Source organism: Rhodococcus sp. 21391 (assembly GCF_016772255.1).
Classification (GTDB): Bacteria; Actinomycetota; Actinomycetes; order Mycobacteriales; family Mycobacteriaceae; genus Rhodococcus_F; species Rhodococcus_F opacus.
Genome location: NZ_CP063781.1, coordinates 1,535,723 through 1,552,976, shown reverse-complemented (window position 1 = coordinate 1,552,976; position 17,254 = coordinate 1,535,723). Strand labels below are relative to the sequence as shown.

Here is a 17,254-nt window from a genome sequence, read left to right as displayed (position 1 = left end):
CCGCATTTCAGCTGCCTTTACTCGCGTATTACCTTTTCATGACCTAACCTAGGGGTCGCCGGCCCTCCCCCGACTCGGGTCGGCAGGCGGCCCGCCGGACGCCCCCGAGGCACCCGGCGGGCGCCGTCCGGCGTCAGCTCTCGTGTAGAACCTCGAACACCAGCAGGGTGCTGGTGGCGGTGGCGACGAGTCGGCCCTGCGAGTCGGTGACCTCCCCCTCCGCGAACGCGATGCGGCGACCCGACTTCTTGACGACTCCGGTGGCCGTGAGGGGCCCGGAGTCCCGGGTCGCTCCGCGGATGTAGTTGACCTTGATCTCGACCGACGTGTAGCCCCACCCCGCGGGCAACGTGGTGTGCACGGCGCAGCCGGCGACCGAATCGAGCAGGGTGCACACGGCGCCGCCGTGGATGGCGCCGATCGGGTTGTACTGCGACTCGTCGGGGTTCAGCGCGAAGACGACCCTTCCGGGTTCGGCCTCGAGGAACCGCAGGTTCATCAGGCTCGCGATCGGGGGCGCGGGAATCTCGCCGTCGAGGATCGCCCGCAGGTAGCCGAGGCCGTCGAGTTCTCGCGCTTTCCGCGCCGGGCCTGCCGGGTCGCGCCATTCGACGGTCCTCGACCGCACCTCTCCCCACTCCGCGTCCGCGCCGCCCTCGACAGTCGCCACTGCACCGTTTCCGGACTCGCTCACTATGCCGCCCCCTGCTGCGCCGGCTGCGGATAGAGGACGTCGAGGTCACCCGACAGTGCCGCCTTGACGGTGCGGGAGGTGTCGTCGGCGAGGACTTCGTGAGCGCCGGACTCGATGCCGTCGAAGGCCAGTCGCGCGACCTCGGCCGCGGAGATCTTCGGTACGTCCAGACCGCTCGTCATGTCGGTGTCCATGTACCCGAGGTGCAGCCCGACCACCTGGATGTTCTGCGCTGCGAGTTCGGCACGCATCGCGTTGGTGGCACTCCACAGGGCGGCTTTCGAGACGCTGTACGAACCACCGACGGCCAGCCAGGACAGGACGGAGTGCACGTTGAGGATCGCGCCGCCCCCATTGGCGGCGATGATCGGTGCCAGCGCGCGAGTGACGTTGAGCGGGCCGTAGAGGTTGGTTTCGAGTTCCCGGCGCATTCCGTCGAGATCACCCGTGAGCGGCGACTCGCCGATGAGGATGCCGGCGTTGTTGATCAGCACCCCGAGGTCCCCGACGTACTCCGCGGCGGCGTAGACCGATTCGGGGTTCGTGACATCCAGTTCGACGGGCACGACCCGGGGATGTCCTTCGATCGTCGACGTATCACGTGCCGACGCGTAGACCGTTCGCGCTCCTCGCGCGAGCGCCTCGGCGACGAAGGCACGTCCGAGCCCGCGGCCGGCTCCGGTGACCAGCACCGTTCGATCTTGAATCGTGGTCATGACGACCCCTTCGAGAGAGTAAGTCTGCTTTTCCAACTAACTGCGCTACGACAGTAAACCCTATTAGTTGGAAAACACAACCCTCTATGATGGAGTACATGACCAACGGCGACACCGAGCGAGCGACACCCGAGATCTTCATGGACCGCATGCCACTGGCGCCGAGACCCTGCGCGATCGCCGCCACCATGGAACTGATCGGCGACCGCTGGTCCATGCTGGTGATCCGCGAACTGAGCTACGGGGTGCACCGCTTCGACCGGATTGCCGGGTACATCGGCGTCTCGCGCGACATCCTCACCGCGCGACTACGCAAACTCGAGGAGGTCGGCGTCATCGAGCGCCGCCAGTACTCCGAGCACCCTCCCCGTTTCGAGTACCACCTCACCCCGGCAGGAGAGGACCTGCGACCACTGCTGCTCTCGCTGTTCCAATGGGGCAGCAAGTGGGCCGTCGACGAGGCGCCGTCGGTGCTCGTGCACGAATGCGGGCACTCACTGGAGCTGGAACACCGCTGCGCTCACTGCGGCGAGACCGTCGAGAACACGTCTGTCGCAATGCATTCCCGCACACCACTGCGGGAGTCCTGACCTCTCCGCACGGCGCGATACAGGACGCCTGACGCCAGGTCTATAGTTTCCAAAGTAAACGTCAGGTAACGAATTCCTCACACGTCAGGCAGGTGGGTCTGTGTCAACGCGCGACCAGGTAGCAGAGATCTACGAGCAGGTCCGCCTGCGGAACGCCGGAGAACCCGAGTTCCACCAGGCAGCCGCCGAAGTCTTCGAGTCGCTCCAGGTCGTGCTCGACCACCATCCCCACTACGCCGACTCCGGATTGATCGAGCGACTGTGCGAGCCGGAGCGTCAGATCATCTTCCGGGTGCCGTGGGTCGACGACTCCGGCAACGTGCACGTCAACCGCGGTTTCCGTGTGCAGTACAACAGCGTGCTCGGCCCCTACAAGGGCGGCCTGCGGTTTCACCCCAGCGTGAACCTGGGAATCGTGAAGTTCCTCGGCTTCGAGCAGATTTTCAAGAACGCCCTCACCGGACTTCCGATCGGCGGCGGCAAGGGTGGCTCCGACTTCGACCCCAAGGGTCGCTCGGAGGCCGAGATCATGAGGTTCTGCCAGTCGTTCATGACCGAGCTGCATCGCCACATCGGCGAGTACACCGACGTCCCGGCAGGTGACATCGGCGTCGGCGGGCGCGAGATCGGCTACCTGTTCGGCCAGTACAAGCGCCTCACCAACTCCTACGAGTCGGGGGTCCTCACCGGTAAGGGCCTCACCTGGGGCGGCTCGCAGGTGCGTCGCGAGGCGACGGGGTACGGCGTCGCCTACTTCGTCGCCGAGATGCTGAAGGCGGCGAACAGCTCACTGGGCGGCAAGACCGTCGTCGTCTCGGGCTCCGGAAACGTCGCGATCTATGCGATCGAGAAGGTGCACCAGCTCGGCGGAATCGCGATCGCGAGCTCCGATTCCTCCGGATACCTCGTCGACGAGAAGGGCATCGACCTCGAGCTCCTGAAGGAGATCAAGGAGGTGCGACGCGGACGGATCAGCGAGTACACGGACACCGTGCCGCACGCCCGGTTCGTGCCGAACGGCTCCATCTGGGACGTGCCGTGCGACGTCGCGCTCCCCTGCGCCACCCAGAACGAACTCGACGAAGCGGCCGCCAAGACACTGGTCGCGAACGGCGTGCAGGCGGTGGCCGAGGGCGCGAACATGCCCACGACCCCGCAGGGCGTCCAGGTGTTCCGCGATGCCGCGGTGGCCTTCGCCCCGGGCAAGGCGGCCAACGCGGGCGGCGTCGCCACGTCGGCACTCGAGATGCAGCAGAACGCATCCCGCGACTCGTGGGGCTTCGAATACACGGACGAGCGGTTGGCCGGAATCATGCGCGGCATCCACGAGCGCACCGTGGCCACGGCCGCCGAGTACGGCATGCCGGGCGACTACGTGCACGGCGCGAACATCGCCGGTTTCGTGAAGGTGGCCGACGCCATGATCTCGCTCGGCGTCATCTAGCAGAACGAAAAGGGGCGCGGCCGTCGCCGGCCGCGCCCCACCCACGCGAGGATCCTCAGTCGACCGGCCTGTCTTCACCCTCGTCTTCGCGGGCCTTCTTCGCGGCCTCGCGCATCTCGATGCCGTCGGACACCCAGTCACCGATCTCCCGGGTGACGTCCCGGACGGCGCCCGCGATGATCGTCGCGATGTGGCCCACGTGCGTGGCCGCGGACTCCGTCAGTTCCTGCACGGTGTCCTTGCGCCGCTCGAACTTCCCCACCATGTGTTTCGCCTCTCAGGCTGCAGTCTTCTGCCGCTCGACGATAACACCGGGAGGGGTGTCGGACGAGACGAGACCGGGCGGCAGTGCGAACGTGAAAATCTTCCCCCACACGGAGCCGATCTGCTTGAAGAAGCCACCGGTGTTGTAGGGCAGCCCGTGCTTCTCGCACAGCGCCTTCACCGCGGGCGCCATCTCCGGGTACCGGTGGGCGGGCAGGTCCGGGAACAGGTGGTGCTCGATCTGATGCGACAGGTTGCCCGACATGATGTGGAACAGCGGACTCCCCTCGATGTTCGCGCTGCCGAGCATCTGCCGGACGTACCACTCGCCGCGGGTTTCCTCCGCGGTCTCGTCCTCGGTGAAACTCTGCACGCCGGTGGGGAAATGGCCGCAGAAGATGATGGAGTACGCCCACACGTTGCGGATCAGGTTGGCGGTCACGTTGCCGAGCAGTGTGGGGACGAACAGCGGCCCCGTGAGCGCCGGGAAGATCGCGTAATCCTTGAGCACCTGCCGACCGGCCTTGCGCCACCAGCCCTTCAGCAGCGGCTTGACGTCACGCCACTTCCGCTTGCCCTGGATCACGTTCTCCGCTTCCAGGTCGTGCATCATGACGCCCCACTCGAACAGCATCATCAGGAAGAAGGCGTAGACCGGGTTCCCCAGGTAGTAGGGGTTCCACTTCTGCGCCTCGTCGATCCTCAGGATGCCGTAGCCGATGTCCCGGTCCCGGCCGAGGATGTTGGTGTACGTGTGGTGCATGTAGTTGTGGGAGTGCTTCCACTGATCGGCCGGGCAGACCGTGTCCCACTCGAACACGCGGGAGTTCAGGCCCGGTTCACGCATCCAGTCGTACTGCCCGTGCATGACGTTGTGGCCGATCTCCATGTTGTCGAGAATCTTCGACACACCGAGAGCCCCGACCCCGGCGATCCAGGCCGGCGGGAAGAAGCCGAGGTACATCAGCCCGCGGCCGGCGACCTCGAATCCCCTCTGCGCCTTGATGATCTTGTAGATGTAGTCGCGGTCCTCGGCGCCGAGGTCCGCAACCGTCCGGTCGCGGAGGGCGTCCAGTTCCCGGCCGATTTCTTCGACCTGGTCGTGACTGAGCACCACCGGGGCGTCGTTACGGGAACCGTCGGAGCCGTCGACGAACGGGAGGAACGAGAGTGAGAGTCCAAACATGTCGGTCTCCAAACGTTGGATGTCGAGTGAAAATCAGATGTCGAGGGCGACGTCGCCCACCGGAACCGAGACGCACAGCTGGATCGCCTTGTCCGGATCGGTGTCGGTGTCGCCGGTGCGGACGTTCTTGGTGCACCCCGACTTCTTCACCGTGGTGCAGGAGAAACAGATGCCCATCCGGCATCCGTACTCGGGATGGAGCCCGGCGGCCTCCGCCTGTTCGAGCAGCGTCGCTCCGGAATTGTCCGCTGTGACACCGCTGGCGGTGAAGGACACCTCACCACCGGCCTCACCCTCCGCCGGGGCAGCGGCGGGAGCGAATTCCTCGGTGTGCAGACGGTCCTCGATGCCGAGTTGGCGGTACACCTCCCGAACGCCACGCATCAGTCCGGGCGGGCCGCACAGGAAGGTGTCGGCGTCCGCGTACCAGGGCGCCACCGCGTCGAGGTGCTCCTGGCCGAAGAACCCGTGGAGATGGCCGCCGGTGTCCTGATCGGTGTACGCCAGCACGAGCGAGACGTTGGCGTTCGCGTCCGCGAGTGCCCGCAACTCGTCGAGGTACGCGACGTCGTTTTCGGTGTACGCGTAGTGCAGAAAAGTGATGCTTCCGAAGTGCTGCTCGTCGACGAGGGTGCGCAGCATCGACAGAACCGGGGTGATTCCGCTGCCTCCGCTCACCAGCAGGAGCCGGCGAGGGCGAGGAGAGGGAAGGGTGAATTCGCCCGCCGCCTGAGACAGGTCGAGCACGAGACCGGGGCTCGCGTGGGCGTGCAGGTACCGCGAGACGAGACCCTCGGGATGCGCCTTGATCGTCAGCTCGACGAGGCCGTCGATGGACGCCTGTGCATTGGCCGGCGAGTAGCACCGGGTGTGGCGAACCCCGTCGATCACGACGCTCACCTGTACGAACTGCCCCGCACGGAATCCGCGCCACTGACGGGTGGGGCGCAGCGTGAGGGTGACGGTGTCGGCGGTGGACCGCCGGACCTCGACCACTTCGGCACGCAGGTCGCGCACGGTGATCATGGGAGTGACGAGTTCGAGGTAGCGGTCGAGCTGGTGCGGAGTGGCCATCGCCTCGAACAACGACAGCAGCGAGAACCTTCGTCCCTCCGCCGGACGACTGGTGTGGGCAACTGACACGTCAGCCTCCTCCGTTTGAGTGCACGGTTGTACACTGACAATAGTGTGACAGAGGGGGACAGGAAGTTGTCAATCAGAATGTGATCGCACGCACACTCGAGGCAGGGATCGGATACGCATGCCGGATGACGGGTACGAGCACCCGGAGATGACAGGTGTGGGCACTGTCGCGAATACACTCACTGCCGTGAGTCAGTCGACCGGCGCCGAACCCGAGAGCAGGGCAGCCCGCAAGGAGCGCACGAGGAAGGCGCTTCTCGACGGCACGCTCGAACTCATGGCGGATCGGAGTTTCGCCGGCGTGAGCCTGCGCGAGATCGCCCGCACTGCGGGAATCGTGCCCACCGCGTTCTATCGCCACTTCGCGTCCATCGAGGAGCTCGGCGTGGTGCTCGTCGAGGAGGGCATGCGAATACTGCGGCAGATGCTGCGCGACGCCCGGCGCACCCCGAGCACCAAGAGCGCTGGCGCATCCCTCGACATCCTCGTCCGGCAGGTTCGCACCCACGAGGCGCAGTTCCGGTTCCTCAGCCGTGAACGCTACGGCGGCGTCCCCGAAATTCGCCGGGCGATCGCGACCGAGATGACGCTGTTCGTCAGCGAACTCACGGTGGATCTGTCCCGCATCGAGGGTTTGCAGTCCTGGGACCACGACGACCTGGAGATGGCGGCCGACCTGATCGTGTCCACCATGTTCGCCGTCGTCGTCGACCTGCTCGAGGCCGACCGCCCCGGAAGCCGAAGCGAGGCCGAGGTGGTCGCGCGCGCCGAACGGCAACTGCGCCTGATCATGCTCGGCATGAGCGGGTGGAATCCCGGAAAGTAGTCGCGCTCTCGCCGTACGGTGGGGGCATGCTGTCAACCTCGGAACACGCGCACATCACCCTCGGCGACCTGACGTTCGACGTCACGACCAGCGGTCCGGCCGACGGCGTCCCCGTCGTTCTCCTGCACGGGTTTCCGGAGAGCGCCGCGTCCTGGGAACCCGTCAGCGCCCTGCTGAACGAGTCCGGTCTGCGGACGTACGCCCCGAACCAGCGCGGATACTCGCCCGGTGCGCGACCCGACGGAGTCGACTCCTACCGGATCGACCACCTCGTCGCGGACGTGATCGGACTGCTCGACGCACTCGACCTCGACACGGCGCATCTCGTCGGCCACGACTGGGGTGCCGCCGTGGCCTGGGTCGTCGCGGCCAGGCACCCCGATCGGATCATCTCGCTCACCACCGTGTCGGTGCCACATCCCGGCGCGTTCGGCTGGGCGTTGCGCGAAGACGCCGATCAGAAGGAACGCTCCTCCTACATCCGGCTCCTGAGGATGGAGGGCAAGGCCGAGCGGGTCCTCCTCGACGACAACGCGCACTCACTGCGCGCAATGTTCGGTGACGTCGTCCCGCCGGCGCTCGTCGACCGGCACGTCGCGCTGCTCAGCGAACCGGGAGCGCTGACCGCCGCGCTGAACTGGTACCGCGCCATGACGAGCGACTTCGAGCAGACGCCCGCCGTCACCGTTCCCACGACCTACGTCTGGAGCACCGGCGACCAGGCGCTGGGGCGTGCGGGAGCGGAGCGGTGCGGCGAGTTCGTCGATGCGCCGTACGAATTCGTCGTGCTCGACGATGCCACGCACTGGATCCCGGAACAGCGACCCGACGCCCTCGCGGACGCGATCCTCACGCGTGCCGGAACCGTGCCGAACTGAAATCCGCCCTTCCCCTCGACGGGGCGTCCGTTCTGGTTTGATGACACTACTCGTCTCGTGCACCCCGGGAGGGCACCATGAGTGGCATCGCAATTCTTCTGGTCGGCGCCGTTCTGTGCTTCGCCGGTGTCGGTTCACTCCACGTCGCCGTTCTCGCCTCGGGCTTCGGCCTCGGCTGGCTCCTGGCCGATCTGCTGTCGCTGTCGCTCGGGACGACGTTCCTGGTCGCGGCGATCGGCGCGGTAGTGGTGTGGGTGGCCACGACCCTGATCTTCAAGTTCGCCGCATTCTTCATCGGCATCATCGCCGGCGCGGTGATCGGAGCGAAGCTCAGTCGTGTTCTGCAACCCGACGACGCCGGCTGGCTCCTCAGTGGAGTCGTGATCGTCGCGCTCGCCGTCGCCTGCGGTTTCATCGCCGACCGGTACCGGGCGCGGGCATTGTTGTGGCTCACCGCGCTCGGCGGCGCCAGCATGGTGCTGACCGGGCTCGGCCTGGCCGTCCCCCCGCTGGGTTTCCTGGAGGATCCGAACGAGGGCGGCCAGCAGTTCTTCGCCACGCTGATCTGGATCGTCGTGGCGGCGGCGGGCTGGCTGACGCAGCGGCGCCTGTTCCCGGAGAAGCTTCGCATCGACGACACTCGCGCGAGGCGCTAGTCGCGTTCGGGCGCCTTCACCACCGTCAGCGCGGCGAGCCCGATCGCGAGCACGATCACCAGGCCGAGGATCCCCGCCCGATCCGCCGCGAACCACCAGGCGAACAATCCGAAGAGGGTGGGCGAGAGGAACGACACCGCGCGACCGGTGGTCGCGTACAGGCCGAACATCTGCCCCTCCCGGCCGGGCGGGGTGATCCGGGCCAGGAACGTGCGCGCGGACGACTGCGCGGGACCGACGAACAGGCACAGCAGCAGTCCGAAGATCCAGAACATGGCCGGTCCCGAGACGGCCATCAGGACGACACCGACGATGATCATCGCGATCAGGGACGTCATGATCACGGTCTTCGGCCCGATCCGGTCGTCGAACCGGCCGGCGGTGAGCGCGCCGAGCGCGGAGACGACATTGGCCGCGACGCCGAACAACAGCACGTCACCCGCACCGATGCCGTAGACGTTGACGGCGAGGACGGCCCCGAACGTGAAGACACCGGCCAGACCGTCGCGGAACAACGCACTGGCCACCAGGAAGTAGACGGTGCGCCGGTCGGCGGACCACAGGTCGCGCAGATCGCGCCACAACACCCGGTACGACTCGACGAAACCGGCCTTGTCCGCACCCGGATCCGCGTGCGGGCGGGGTAGCTCGGGGACCTTCAGCAGCACGGGAATCGCGAAGACCGCGAACCAGACGGCGGCCAGCAGCGCCACCATCCGGATGTTCAGGCCGCCGTCCGTGGTGAGCCCGAGGAACCCCCGGTTGTCGCCGTCACCGGAGATGAAACCGAAGTAGCACACCAGCAGGAGCACGATCCCACCGAAATAGCCCATCGCCCAGCCGAACCCGGACACCCGGCCGATGTTCGCCGGCGTCGACACCTGCCTGAGCATCGCGTTGTACGGGACGCCGGCCAGTTCGAAGATCACCGAACCGGCGGCCAGCAGCACCAGCCCGAGCCACACGTACTGATACGAGTCGCGGACGAAGAACATCGCCGCCATGCACCCGACCGTCGCGAACGTGAGGACGCCGAGCGCCCACTTGCGTCGTCCCGCGGCGTCGAATCGCTGCCCGGTGACGGGGGCGAGCACGGCGATGAGGAAACCAGCGATGCCGAGCGACCACCCGAGCCACGTGCTCGCGGAGATCGATCCCGGCAGGTCCTCCCCCACGGCGTCCGTCAGGTACACGGAGAAGACGAACGTGAGGATCACGGCGTTGAACGCGGCCGATCCCCAGTCCCACAGCCCCCACGCGACAACATGTCTGCGCGTCGCGGCCTCGCCGATCCCGGCCGGCGGACGAACGTCGGTGCTCATGCCCGCGAGCCTATGCGAGCGAACGGGGAGTTCGTGCGGTCCGACGCGACGAGCGTCCCGTTCGACCGGGAGGACCTAGTGTGCACTCAGTTGCATACGCACCTCGTTGCATACATACTTCTGTTCGTGGCCCTCGAACATGCGCTTCTCGTCTCCCTGACCGAGCACTCCGGCTCGGGCTACGAATTGGCGCGCCGGTTCGACAAGTCCATCGGCTTCTTCCAGAGCGCCACCCACCAGCAGATCTACCGCGTCCTCAAACGCATGGACGAGTCCGGCTGGGTCGACGCCGAGGTCGTGGCACAGGACGGCAGACCCGACAAGAAGGTGTACCGGGTCAGCGCGGCCGGGCGCGCGGAACTCGAGCGCTGGATCGCCGAACCGACCGAGCCCAATCACCTGCGTAACGAGCTGGCAGTGAAGATCCGCGCCGCTCAGCACGGTGACATCGCCGCACTCACGGCCGAGGTCGCTCGCCACCGCGACGGCCACGCCGCCCGGCTCGAGGTCTACCGCATGATCGAAAAACGCGACTTTCCCGCACCGGACCAGCTCTCCGGGGCAGCCCTGCACCAGTACCTCGTCCTGCGCGGCGGAATCCGCGTCGAAGAGGGATTCGCCGACTGGTGCCAAGAAGTACTCGACGCGCTCGCACAGTAAGGACACGCCGCCAATGACCCAGTTCCCTGAGCTCCTCGCTCCCCTCGACCTCGGTTTCACGACGCTGAAGAACCGGGTGATCATGGGCTCCATCCACACCGGGCTCGAAGATCGCGCGAAGGACGTTCCCCGTTTGGCCGAGTACTTCGCCGAGCGTGCCCGCGGAGGTGTCGCGCTGATCGTCACCGGCGGATACGCGCCCAACCGGACGGGCTGGCTGCTGCCGTTCGGCGCCAAGCTCACCAACCGTGTCGAGGCCGGGCGGCACCGCGCGATCACGAAGGCGGTGCACGACGAGGGCGGCAAGATCGCCCTGCAGATCCTGCACGCCGGCCGGTACAGCTACCAGCCCTTCAGCGTGTCCGCCTCCTCGATCAAGGCCCCGATCAACCCGTTCCGGCCCCGCAAACTCACCGGCCGCGGCGTGCGCTGGCAGATCCGCAACTTCGTCCGCTGCGCCCGGCTCGCGCAGCAGGCGAACTACGACGGCGTCGAGATCATGGGCGGTGAGGGCTACTTCATCAACCAGTTCCTGTGCGAGCGCACCAACAAGCGCACCGACATGTGGGGCGGCACTCCCGAGAACCGCAGGCGGATGGCCGTCGAGATCGTCCGCCGCACGCGCAAGGCGGTGGGCCCGAACTTCATCATCATCTTCCGCCTGTCGATGGCCGACCTCGTCGAGGGCGGTCAGACGTGGGACGAGATCGTCGCGCTGGCACAGGAAGTGGAGGCCGCGGGCGCGACCATCATCAACACCGACATCGGCTGGCACGAATCCCGTGTTCCCACGATCGTGACGTCGGTGCCGCGGGCCGCGTTCGCCGACATCACCGGCAAGCTCGAGAAGCACGTGAGCATCCCCGTGGCCGCGTCGAACCGGATCAACATGCCGGAGGTCGCCGAGGAAATCTTGACCCGCGGCGACGCGCAGCTCATCTCGATGGCACGCCCGATGCTCGCCGATCCCGACTGGGTGCGGAAGGCGGAGGCAGGCACCCCCGACGAGATCAACACGTGCATCGCATGCAACCAGGCCTGCCTCGACCACGCCTTCGTCCGCAAGCACGTGTCGTGCCTGCTGAATCCGCGTGCGGGCCGGGAGACGGAGCTGACGCTCTCCCCCACCCGGGCCGCGAAGCGTGTCGCCGTCGTCGGCGCCGGCCCCGCGGGACTGTCCGCGGCACTCGGCCTGGCACAGCGTGGCCATTCGGTGACCCTGTTCGAGGCGGATTCGGAGATCGGCGGCCAGTTCGGCATCGCCCGGAAGATCCCCGGCAAGGAGGAGTTCGCGGAGACGATCCGGTACTACAACCGCCAGCTTCCGCTCGCCAGTGTCGACGTCCGGCTCGACAGCCGCGTCACCGCGACCGAACTGATCGGCGCGTACGACGAGGTGATCGTCGCGACCGGTGTGACGCCGCGCGTTCCGTCCATTCCGGGTATCGACCACCCGAAGGTGCTCACGTACCCGGAGGTCGTGCGGGGCGGCAAACCCGTCGGGAAGTCGGTCGCGGTGATCGGAGCCGGCGGGATCGGCGTCGACGTCAGCGAGTTCCTCACCCACGAGCATTCCCCGACGCTCGACCTGAAGGAGTGGAAGCAGGAGTGGGGTGTCACCGCACCCGAAGCGGCGGCGGGCGCCCTCACCACACCCATTCCCGAACCGTCGCCGCGCGAGGTGTACCTGCTGCAGCGCAAGAGCGGCCGGATCGGCGCCGGACTCGCGAAGACCACTGGCTGGGTTCACCGGGCAGCGCTGAAGAACAAGGGCGTGCAGGAACTGTCCGGGGTCAACTACGAGCGCATCGACGACGACGGCCTGCACATCACGTTCGGCGCCAAACGCGAGAAGCCCCGCACCCTCGCCGTCGACAACGTCGTGATCTGCGCAGGTCAGGAATCGGTGCGTGACCTCGTCGACGAACTGACCGTTGCCGGCGTCACCACCCACGTCATCGGCGGCGCCGACGTCGCAGCCGAACTCGACGCCAAACGCGCGATCGAGCAGGGCACCCGGCTCGCCGCACGCCTCTGACGCACTACGCTGCTGACCGTGAGCTTGCCGAATCCCACTCCCAGTGCCCGCGCCGTCGTGACCGGCGCCTCGTCCGGAATCGGCGAGGCGCTGGCCACCGATCTCGCCTCCCGGGGCCACTCCCTGATCCTCGTCGCACGCCGCGGCGAGGTGATGGAGTCACTCGCCGGGACCCTGCGCGACCAGCACGGCGTCGAGGTCGACGTGCGCGCGTGCGATCTGTCGGATCGCGACGCTCGGGCCACCCTCGTCACCGAACTGTCCGGACGAGAGATCAGCGTCCTGTGCAACAACGCGGGGATCGCCACGTTCGGCCCGGTCGCCGGACTCGATCCCGCCTACGAGCGGGCCCAGGTGGAACTCAACGCCGTTGCGGTGCACGACCTCACCCTCGCGGTGTTGCCCGGGATGCTCGAACGCAAGTCCGGCGCCATCCTCATGGTCGGCTCCGCGGCAGGCAACATGCCCATTCCCCACAACGCCACGTACGCGGCCAGCAAGGCGTTCGTCAACACCTTCTCCGAGTCGCTGCGCGGCGAACTCAAGGGGACGGGAGTGAACGTCACGCTGCTCGCACCCGGCCCGGTCCGCACCGAGGAGCCCGATCCGGCGGAGGCGTCGATCGTGGACAAGCTGGTGCCCGACTTTCTGTGGATCTCCAGCGAATACACCGCCAAGGTGTCGCTCGACGGTCTGGCCGACAACAAGATGCGGGTCGTGCCCGGCATCATCAGCAAGGCGATGTCCGTTGCCGGGCAATACAGCCCGCGCGCGGTGGTCGCCCCGATCGTCGGAACGTTCTACAAGAAGCTGGGCGGATGACGCCCGGGTGAATGTACCGGTCACCCCTGCCGAGGCGCTGAAAGGTACATTCGCCCAGCGTTTCTAGCGCCTGCGACGTTTTCCCGTCCCGAAGATGCTGCGGGAGATCTCGCGGCCGGCGGCCGACGCGGCCGAGCGGAGGAAGCTCTTCACCGCGGAGTTCCCGAGAATCTGCTCGGCCATGTTCGGCCCCTCCGGCTGAGCGGGCGGCGGTGGCGGCAGGTCGGGCAGCGGGGGCAGGTCGAGGCCCGGTTCCGTGGCCGGTGCCCCGGCGACCTTCGCCGTCAGCTTCTCGTACGCCGATTCCCGGTCGACGGTCTGCCGGTACTTCGCCGACAGCGGGCTCGACGACGCCGCGGCCGTGATCGCGTCGTTGCCGATGGTGTCCATCAGCGAGCGGGGAGGCCGAATCCTCGTCCACGCCACCGGCGTCGGCGCGCCCCGTTCCGACAGGACCGTGACGATCGCCTCACCGATGCCCAGTGAGGTGAGAGCTTTCTCGAGGTCGTAGTTCTCGGTGCTCGGGTACGTCCGTACCGTTTTCGTCAGTGCCTTCTGGTCGTCGGGGGTGAAGGCGCGCAGCGCGTGCTGGATCCGCGCGCCGAGCTGCGACAGCACCGCATTCGGGACGTCCGTCGGCAACTGGGTGCAGAAGAACACCCCCACTCCCTTGGAGCGGATGAGCTTCACGGTCTGTTCCACCTGCTGCAGGAACGCCTTCGACGCGTCCGCGAAGAGCAGGTGCGCCTCGTCGAAGATGAAGATTAGCTTGGGTTTGTCGAGATCGCCTTCCTCGGGCAACGTCTGGAACAGGTCGGCCAGCACCCACATCAGGAAAGTGGAGAACAATGCCGGGCGCGCGGCCTGGGCGCCCAACTCGAACAACGTGATCACGCCTTTGCCGTCGAGCACCCGGAGCAGGTCCTCGGTCTCGAGCTCGGGCTCCCCGAAGAACGTGTCGCCGCCGTCGGCTTCGAGATTGACGAGGGCCCTGAGGATCACGCCGGCCGTGGCCGGGGACACGCCGCCGATGCCCTTCAGATCGGCCTTGCCCTCGTCGCTGGTGAGATGCGCGATGACCGATCGCAGATCCAACAGGTCGAGCAGCGCGAGCCCCTGAACGTCGGCCCAGTGGAAGATCAGCCCCAGCGTGGACTCCTGAGTCTCGTTGAGCCCGAGAACCTTGGCGAGCAGGATCGGCCCGAACGCCGTGATGGTCGCGCGGACGGGAATGCCCAGGCCTTCCGTTCCCAGCGAGAGGAATTCGACCGGGGATCCCGCCGGCCGCCACTCGTCGTCACCCGTCTCGGACGCTCGGGCGGTGATCTTGTCGCCCGCCGCACCCGGTTGTGACAGGCCCGACAGGTCGCCCTTCACGTCGGCCATCACCACGGGAACCCCTGCAGCCGACAACTGCTCGGCAATACCCTGCAGCGTCTTCGTCTTTCCCGTCCCGGTGGCGCCGGCGACGAGTCCGTGCCGGTTGACCGTCGCGAGCGGGATACGCACCCGGGCCGCCGGATCCACGGCGCCGTCGAGAACCACGGTGCCCAGCTCCAGAGCCGCACCCTCCGAGGAGTATCCGGCCGCGATGTCCGCGGCGGCACCGGAGGAGGCGGCGACGTCTGCGGGAGCACGGTTCTCCGCAGCCTCCGCGTCCCGGGCTTCCTGCTCCGCCGCCTCTGCCGCTGCCGCAGCCTCCGCCGCGATCCTGGCCGCTTCGGCGGCCGCCGCCCTCGCCGCCGCCGCCCTTTCCGCCGGGGTCGAGGTCGCGTCGCCGTCCTGCGATTGCCGGGTCATCCAAGCCCTCCTCGGATCACGCACGTCGGGAGAAAGTGTCCACCGCAGACCTTATCCCGTCACTCACGTGACTACTGTGTTCCTGGTGCAGGACAAACTTGTGTGGATCGACTGTGAAATGACCGGGCTCCGGCTCGGCACCGACAAGCTGATCGAGATCGCAGCTCTGGTCACGGACAGCGAGCTGAACGTGCTCGGTGAGGGTGTCGACATCGTCATCCACGCCGACGACGACGCGCTCGCGGCCATGCCCGACGTGGTGACCAAGATGCACGAGAACTCGGGGCTGACCGACGAGGTCCGGAAGTCCACGGTCACGCTCGCCGAGGCCGAGCAGCAGGTGCTCGCCTACATCCGCGAGCACGTGCCGGTCGCCGGGACGGCGCCGCTCGCAGGCAACTCGATCGCGACCGACCGCGGATTCATCGCCCGCGACATGCCGGACCTCGACACCTACCTGCACTACCGGATGATCGACGTCAGCTCCATCAAGGAACTGTCCCGGCGCTGGTACCCGCGGATCTACTTCGGTCAGCCCGAAAAGGGTCTCGCCCACCGCGCCCTGGCCGACATCAAGGAGTCGATCCGGGAACTGAAGTATTACCGGAAGACGGCGTTCGTGCCCGAGCCCGGACCGTCTACCAGCGACATCGCCGCCGTTGTCGAGGAACTCGGGCCCGCCTGAGATACCGATTGGCTTCTCGGGCACCGGACGCGCTAGTATCTTCCTCGCCGAAGTTACTGCCCCCGGGCGGTGCCTGAAGCACATGGTGAGTGTAGTTCAGTTGGTAGAGCACCAGGTTGTGATCCTGGCTGTCGCGGGTTCGAGTCCCGTCACTCACCCCAAACGGAAAGCCCCCGGCCTCGGCCGGGGGCTTTCCTCTTTGCGATTGGTCTGACGCCTGCTGTCAGGCGTTGGCGTTGCCCGCCTTCCAGACATCCCACGGGATGTTCCAGTCACCGAGGCCGTCCGTACCCGACAGCGTGCCGCCCAGCGTGTTCTTGACGATCACGATGTCGCCGCGCTTGGTGTTGTCGTACACCCACTTCGCGTTGGACGGGCTGAGATTCAGGCAGCCGTGGCTCGCGTTCGAGTAGCCCTGCTGCCCCACCGACCACGGCGCCGAGTGGAAGAAGATGCCGCTGTAGGACATTCGCGTGGCCCAGTCGACGGGAGTCTTGTATCCCTGCGGGGAGTTGACCGGCACGCCGTAGGTGGACGAGTCCATGACGAGGTTCGCGAACCGGTCGCCGATGATGTAGACGCCGTTGTCGGTGGGTGTGTCGTCCTTACCCATCGACGTGGGCATCGTCATGATCACTTCGCCGTTGCGCTCGAACGTCACCTGCTTGGTGTTGTCGTCCGCCGTCGCGATCAGGGCGTCGCCGATGGTGAAGGCCGTGTGGACGTCCTCCTGGCCGAACAGTCCGTCACCGAGATCACGGCCGTACACGGCGACCTTGACGTCCACGGCGGTGCCGGGCGCCCAGTAGCTCTGCGGACGCCACCGCACCTCACGGTTGTTCACCCAGTAGAACGCGCCCTCGACGGGCGGATTCGTCGTGACGGTGATGCCGGCCTCCGCGGCCTTGCGGTCGGGGATGTTCTCGTCGAACTGGACCGCGATCGGCTGACCGATGCCCACCACGTCGCCTTCCGACGGCATCACGTACGGCTTGGTGACGTTGCCGGGAGCGCTGGTGGTGAACGCGGATGTCGAGGTGGTGCCCCCGCCGAGTCCGTTCGCCTTCACCTCGAGCCGGTACTCCTTGTCGTAGCCCAGCGGCTCCGTGTTGACCCAGGACAACCCGTCGGGGGCGATGGCGCCGTCGACCGTCTCGCCCTCCGGGTTGAGCATGGTGACCGCCACCAGCGTGCCGTCGGCCACCGTCACTGTCACCGGCTGTCCGGGCGAGAATCCCACCGCACCATCGACGGCCGACGCCGTCAGCTTCGGCTTGATGAGCTCGGTGACCGGATTGGAATCGATCGGCGCCTCACCTTCCGACGTGACGCTGTCGGCACCGGAGACGGTGCACCCCGCGATCGACAATGCGAATACGAGTGATGCCGCCACAATCGTCGCCGTCTTCGAGACGGATCTCACCGATTGCGCACGCACGCGCCCGCCACGCCCCACACCCATGGATAACCCCACTTCACGTCCTCGCTCCGAATTCACGTTCAAGCCGGCACGTCCCTCGCCTTCGCGAG

Annotated in this window: 17 protein-coding genes and 1 tRNA gene; 10 read left to right on the top strand and 8 right to left on the bottom strand. The window is 67.0% G+C overall.

What is annotated here, in order from left to right:
* Window positions 1-133 precede the first annotated feature (133 nt).
* Window positions 134-694, bottom strand: coding sequence for a PaaI family thioesterase (locus tag GO592_RS07305; protein WP_007296599.1), 561 nt, complete (start codon window positions 692-694; stop codon window positions 134-136).
* The gene (locus tag GO592_RS07300) at window positions 694-1,410 is read right to left on the bottom strand and encodes an SDR family oxidoreductase (RefSeq protein WP_005261977.1); all 717 of its coding nucleotides are present in this window, start codon (window positions 1,408-1,410) and stop codon (window positions 694-696) included. The genes GO592_RS07305 and GO592_RS07300 overlap by 1 nt, the downstream gene beginning before the upstream one ends.
* An 86-nt stretch (window positions 1,411-1,496) precedes the next feature.
* Between GO592_RS07300 and GO592_RS07295 the strand changes: the two genes are divergently transcribed.
* Entirely contained in the window at window positions 1,497-2,000 is a 504-nt protein-coding gene (locus GO592_RS07295; protein ID WP_007296598.1) for a winged helix-turn-helix transcriptional regulator, read from the top strand.
* A gap of 100 nt (window positions 2,001-2,100) precedes the next feature.
* Window positions 2,101-3,444, top strand: a complete 1,344-nt coding sequence (gene gdhA, locus GO592_RS07290) for an NADP-specific glutamate dehydrogenase (RefSeq protein WP_005570280.1) — start codon at window positions 2,101-2,103, stop codon at window positions 3,442-3,444.
* Window positions 3,445-3,499: 55 nt separating this feature from the next.
* On the opposite strand, the gene GO592_RS07285 is transcribed toward gdhA, so the two are convergent.
* From GO592_RS07285 to GO592_RS07275, 3 genes are read right to left on the bottom strand one after another with little or no spacing between them, the layout of a single operon-like run.
* The gene (locus GO592_RS07285; protein ID WP_007296597.1) at window positions 3,500-3,709 is read right to left on the bottom strand and encodes a hypothetical protein; all 210 of its coding nucleotides are present in this window, start codon (window positions 3,707-3,709) and stop codon (window positions 3,500-3,502) included.
* A gap of 12 nt (window positions 3,710-3,721) precedes the next feature.
* Window positions 3,722-4,894 (bottom strand): fatty acid desaturase family protein, encoded by a 1,173-nt coding sequence (locus tag GO592_RS07280; RefSeq protein WP_005261980.1) that lies wholly within the window; start codon window positions 4,892-4,894, stop codon window positions 3,722-3,724.
* A gap of 33 nt (window positions 4,895-4,927) precedes the next feature.
* Window positions 4,928-6,037, bottom strand: a complete 1,110-nt coding sequence (locus GO592_RS07275) for a ferredoxin reductase (protein WP_007296596.1) — start codon at window positions 6,035-6,037, stop codon at window positions 4,928-4,930.
* Window positions 6,038-6,155: 118 nt separating this feature from the next.
* Between GO592_RS07275 and GO592_RS07270 the strand changes: the two genes are divergently transcribed.
* The 3 genes from GO592_RS07270 to GO592_RS07260 all read left to right on the top strand — a co-directional run bounded on the left by GO592_RS07270 (window position 6,156) and on the right by GO592_RS07260 (window position 8,397).
* Window positions 6,156-6,863 carry a TetR family transcriptional regulator gene (locus GO592_RS07270; protein WP_007296595.1) on the top strand — a complete coding sequence of 236 codons (708 nt, stop codon included), beginning with the start codon at window positions 6,156-6,158 and terminating at the stop codon, window positions 6,861-6,863.
* A gap of 26 nt (window positions 6,864-6,889) precedes the next feature.
* Window positions 6,890-7,741, top strand: coding sequence for an alpha/beta fold hydrolase (locus GO592_RS07265; RefSeq protein ID WP_007296594.1), 852 nt, complete (start codon window positions 6,890-6,892; stop codon window positions 7,739-7,741).
* A gap of 77 nt (window positions 7,742-7,818) precedes the next feature.
* Window positions 7,819-8,397, top strand: a complete 579-nt coding sequence (locus tag GO592_RS07260; RefSeq protein ID WP_005261984.1) for a hypothetical protein — start codon at window positions 7,819-7,821, stop codon at window positions 8,395-8,397.
* Here GO592_RS07260 and GO592_RS07255 read toward each other — a convergent pair.
* Window positions 8,394-9,719: an MFS transporter gene (locus tag GO592_RS07255; protein ID WP_007296593.1), complete on the bottom strand. Its 1,326-nt coding sequence runs from the start codon at window positions 9,717-9,719 to the stop codon at window positions 8,394-8,396. The two genes, GO592_RS07260 and GO592_RS07255, sit on opposite strands and share 4 nt — an antisense overlap.
* A 126-nt stretch (window positions 9,720-9,845) precedes the next feature.
* Between GO592_RS07255 and GO592_RS07250 the strand changes: the two genes are divergently transcribed.
* From GO592_RS07250 to cmrA, 3 genes are read left to right on the top strand one after another with little or no spacing between them, the layout of a single operon-like run.
* Entirely contained in the window at window positions 9,846-10,379 is a 534-nt protein-coding gene (locus GO592_RS07250) for a PadR family transcriptional regulator (RefSeq protein ID WP_039950873.1), read from the top strand.
* A 13-nt stretch (window positions 10,380-10,392) separates the two neighbouring features.
* On the top strand, window positions 10,393-12,417 hold the full coding sequence (locus GO592_RS07245; RefSeq protein WP_007296591.1) for an NADPH-dependent 2,4-dienoyl-CoA reductase: 2,025 nt from the start codon (window positions 10,393-10,395) through the stop codon (window positions 12,415-12,417).
* Between the two features lie 18 nt (window positions 12,418-12,435).
* Window positions 12,436-13,239 (top strand): mycolate reductase, encoded by an 804-nt coding sequence (gene cmrA, locus GO592_RS07240; protein WP_007296590.1) that lies wholly within the window; start codon window positions 12,436-12,438, stop codon window positions 13,237-13,239.
* A 63-nt stretch (window positions 13,240-13,302) separates the two neighbouring features.
* Here cmrA and GO592_RS07235 read toward each other — a convergent pair whose 3' ends face one another.
* Entirely contained in the window at window positions 13,303-15,039 is a 1,737-nt protein-coding gene (locus GO592_RS07235; protein WP_007296589.1) for a helicase HerA-like domain-containing protein, read from the bottom strand.
* An 85-nt stretch (window positions 15,040-15,124) separates the two neighbouring features.
* Between GO592_RS07235 and orn the strand changes: the two genes are divergently transcribed.
* Together orn and GO592_RS07225 are read left to right on the top strand one after the other, a co-directional pair.
* Window positions 15,125-15,724: an oligoribonuclease gene (orn, locus tag GO592_RS07230; RefSeq protein ID WP_005570251.1), complete on the top strand. Its 600-nt coding sequence runs from the start codon at window positions 15,125-15,127 to the stop codon at window positions 15,722-15,724.
* Window positions 15,725-15,809: 85 nt separating this feature from the next.
* Window positions 15,810-15,885 (top strand) — tRNA-His (locus GO592_RS07225).
* A gap of 62 nt (window positions 15,886-15,947) precedes the next feature.
* Here GO592_RS07225 and GO592_RS07220 read toward each other — a convergent pair.
* Complete coding sequence (locus GO592_RS07220) at window positions 15,948-17,186, bottom strand: L,D-transpeptidase (protein ID WP_007296588.1); 1,239 nt, start codon at window positions 17,184-17,186, stop codon at window positions 15,948-15,950.
* Window positions 17,187-17,254 lie beyond the last annotated feature (68 nt).